Below are 3,328 nucleotides of genomic sequence, written 5' to 3' on the forward strand. Positions count from 1 at the left end.
CAGTTAACCCGTTTAAAAGAAGAAGAGCGAAGGAACTTTTCAAGCAGAATTGCTCAGTTTGTCATGGACGGGGTCAGTGAGACACTGTCGAAAGATAAGGAAATGGTGACAATTCCTCTACCGAAGCCGTTGACGAAGGAACAGCGCAGCTGGATGAAGCATGAACATTCCGAGGCGTTGATCGGTAGTATTCTTTATCAATTGATGCTCGACCCGATGCGGGCGACCACGCTGCTCGCCACGATGAACAGCAATGCTTATGATATCGATGATGCTCTCTATCTGCAGGAGGAAGAGGCAGCAGCTTCCAATGAAGAGAAAGAAGTAGATGTCCCCGTTAATAATCCAGTGGCGGAAATCCCTGAATTCACGGACGATGACTTAGACGGCCTTGATCTGGACAGCCTTCAAGGGGATCTGCGTGTAGAAGAGGAAGACACCAAGGAAGAAGACGAGGACGATATGCTTGATGATTTCTTCAGCAGAATGAACCGATAAAAATAAGCCCTCTCAATTATGGCGAGTGGGCTTATTTTTATCGGTTTCTTTCAATCCAACCGGTTGTTTTGTGCGAATGCTACGAAGGAACGCTCGTCCTCCACAAGACCGCATGCTCCGCACTGGACCTTTTTATCCGGTCCTTTGTACGGCGTATGAAAGGCGTCCATGTTTTCGTTGGAATATTCCGTGTCGACTTCTCCGGTTTTTGGATTCATTTTCACGGCGGATGCCTTCTGCTCGATCACGTTGAACCTGGACCGGTTCGTTTTGCAGTTGGGGCAAAGGTATGGCTGCATCGTATTCACCTCCATTAAATAGGATGCGCCGTCATCATCCAAATTATGTAAAGGTGCGATTTTCTTAACTCATAGCGTTCAGGCTGTCTTCCGTAGAGGTGAATTTCTCCCCTTCTTTTGAATAAGCACACCGAAATAGGCGGCAAGGAGCGCTTTAATAATACCGACGGGGAGAAACGGAATGACTCCTGCTTTAAGGGCTTCGCTCCAAGAAAGATCGAGGAGCGATTGAAGTTGTATCATACCGCATAGGAGGATAAGGGCTGTACCAACCAGGTTGGCATAAATCGCTGTAGTTAGTTGAACTCCTTTTCTTTCTATGAGAAGGCCGATCAAGTAGGCGGCAGGTATGAATCCGAGAATCTATCCGCCGCTTGTCCCGGAAACGACCTCCCATCCGCTTGCTCCTCCTGCGAAAACCGGTAACCCGGCAACCCCATCCCTGCGTAAATAATCATTGCGGAAGCACCCTGCAAACTTCCAAGGACCGTCGCGCTCAAACCGACAGCGAGTGTCTGGCCGCTGATCGGTATAAGAGGTAAAGGAATCTCCAATTGAGCCATGACGCCTGTAAAAGCTGCGAACCCTGTACAAAGCAGCATATTTCTCCATGCTTTTTTCAATTTCATTACAATCACCCCTCCAATGTTAACTATACAAAAAATAAGGTTAACTTTTTAAGTGTGTACGGATGAAATAGGTCTCCCGTTTCATTTTTCGTGCGGAATCTATGAGTTTAGACACGAATTGTGTCAGACTTTTTAAAGAATGCAGGGAGTAGTACAAAAAGGTGTTCAAATAAGTTAGAATAGGGTAATGTAAAATTTAACGGAGGTTTTACAATGTTTACAATTAAAAAACATATGAATAAATCACTCGGAATGAAACTATTAGTCTATGCACTAGTCATTTTGGTGTTTTGGATAAAGATGTCTTATATACAAGGGAATATCTTCTCCCTGAACGTTGAAAATGCGAATGAAGGACGGATCCTTCTGTTTAACCCGTTGAGCAGTATTCTGCTCATTTTCGGCCTCGGAATACTGCTTGGCGGGCGCCGCGGGATGTTTGTGTCCTATATTCTTGGGTCCGTTCTTCTATATGTGAACGTGCTTTTTTACAGAGAATATAACGACTTCATTACAATCCCCATGATCAGCCAGGTCGCCAACCTGGCGGACCTTGGTGGAAGCATCACGACCATATTGGAACCCAGTGACATTTTATTGTTCGTAGATGTGCTGCTTGCTGCTTTTCTATTATTCTACTTGAAGCCTTCACGTCTTCAGGTGTTCAAGCCGAAACGCCGGGAAGGATTCCTGCTAGCTATTATCGCCGTACCGCTTTTCCTTCTTAATCTTCAATGGGCGGAAACGGAAAGGACAGACTTGTTGGAGCGTGCTTTTGACCGTAATATGCTGGTTAAATATATCGGTTTGATTAATTACCACGTGTATGATGCCGTGCTTCAAGGCCAGACGGAAATGAAAAAGACGTTTGCGGACAGCAATGAGCTGGTCCCTGCCATCAACTACGTCAATGAAAACGAACAGGAAGACAGCGACCGGTTGGAAGGCATTGCCGAAGGGAAGAACGTCATCGTCCTTTCTCTTGAAAGTACGCAGACCTTTGTAGTTGATAATACTCTTCATGGAGAAGAGCTGACTCCTTACTTTAATGACCTTAAAGAAGATGGTATATATTTCGATAACTTCTATCACCAGGTGAAGCAGGGACGTACGTCCGACTCTGAATTCCTGCTTGCCAATTCCTTGTATCCGCTGAACCGTGGAGCAGTATTCTTTACCCATTCAGGTAACGAATACAAAGGTATGCCGGGTCTACTCAGCGAGAACGGATACTTCACGAACGTCATGCATGCTAACGATAAGACGTTCTGGAACCGGAATGTGATGTATGATTCTCTCGGATATGATGAGTTCTTCTCGAAAGAGGACTATGAGATTACGGAAGAGAAATCGCACAGCTGGGGTTATATGGATGAGTATTTCTTCCAGGATTCTCTGGATAAGATGGAAGAAATGGAGCAGCCATTCTACTCCAAACTCATTACATTGACCAACCACTATCCGTTTACGCTTCCGGAAGATAAACAATTGATTGAGCCTGGTGAAACAGGCAGTAACACGCTGAACCGTTACTTCCAAACGATTCGTTACCAGGACGAGGCATTGAAAGAGTTTGTCGAACGCTTCAAAGCGTCCGACCTGTATGATGATACGATTCTCGTCATTTACGGTGACCACTTTGGTATTTCCGAGAACCACCAGAAGGCCATGGGCGAGTATTTAGGTAAAGATATTAATGATTATGAGCAATTCCAGCTGCAGCGAGTACCGTTGCTTCTGTATGGTAAGGATATTGAACCGGAGAAAAACCATACGGTGGGTGGACAGATTGATCTGCGTCCGACCATCACCAACCTGCTTGGAATCGAAGATGATAACCCGATCCAGTTCGGCCATGATTTATTGGACGAGGACCGCCGTCAGCTTATGATCACACGTGAT

At 45.5% G+C, this 3,328-nt stretch carries 5 protein-coding genes; 2 read left to right on the forward strand and 3 right to left on the reverse strand.

The features are described from left to right. Nucleotides 1-498 (forward strand): hypothetical protein (locus tag D479_RS20880; protein ID WP_008640204.1); only part of this gene is annotated, 498 nt, incomplete at its 5' end. A gap of 50 nt (nucleotides 499-548) precedes the next feature. On the opposite strand, the gene D479_RS18705 is transcribed toward D479_RS20880, so the two are convergent. The 3 genes from D479_RS18705 to D479_RS21120 all read right to left on the reverse strand — a co-directional run bounded on the left by D479_RS18705 (nucleotide 549) and on the right by D479_RS21120 (nucleotide 1,426). Further along, nucleotides 549-797: a hypothetical protein gene (locus tag D479_RS18705; protein WP_008640206.1), complete on the reverse strand. Its 249-nt coding sequence runs from the start codon at nucleotides 795-797 to the stop codon at nucleotides 549-551. Nucleotides 798-875: 78 nt separating this feature from the next. Beyond that, complete coding sequence (locus tag D479_RS21255) at nucleotides 876-1,133, reverse strand: biotin transporter BioY (protein WP_277422414.1); 258 nt, start codon at nucleotides 1,131-1,133, stop codon at nucleotides 876-878. Continuing rightward, the gene (locus tag D479_RS21120; RefSeq protein ID WP_241210950.1) at nucleotides 1,130-1,426 is read right to left on the reverse strand and encodes a biotin transporter BioY; all 297 of its coding nucleotides are present in this window, start codon (nucleotides 1,424-1,426) and stop codon (nucleotides 1,130-1,132) included. The genes D479_RS21255 and D479_RS21120 overlap by 4 nt, the downstream gene beginning before the upstream one ends. Before the next feature lie 213 nt (nucleotides 1,427-1,639). On the opposite strand from D479_RS21120, the gene D479_RS18715 reads away from it, so the two are divergent. Further along, nucleotides 1,640-3,328 (forward strand): LTA synthase family protein (locus D479_RS18715; RefSeq protein ID WP_008640207.1); only part of this gene is annotated, 1,689 nt, incomplete at its 3' end.

The sequence above is a fragment of the Halobacillus sp. BAB-2008 genome, assembly GCF_000328325.1.
GTDB lineage: Bacteria > Bacillota > Bacilli > Bacillales > Halobacillaceae > Halobacillus.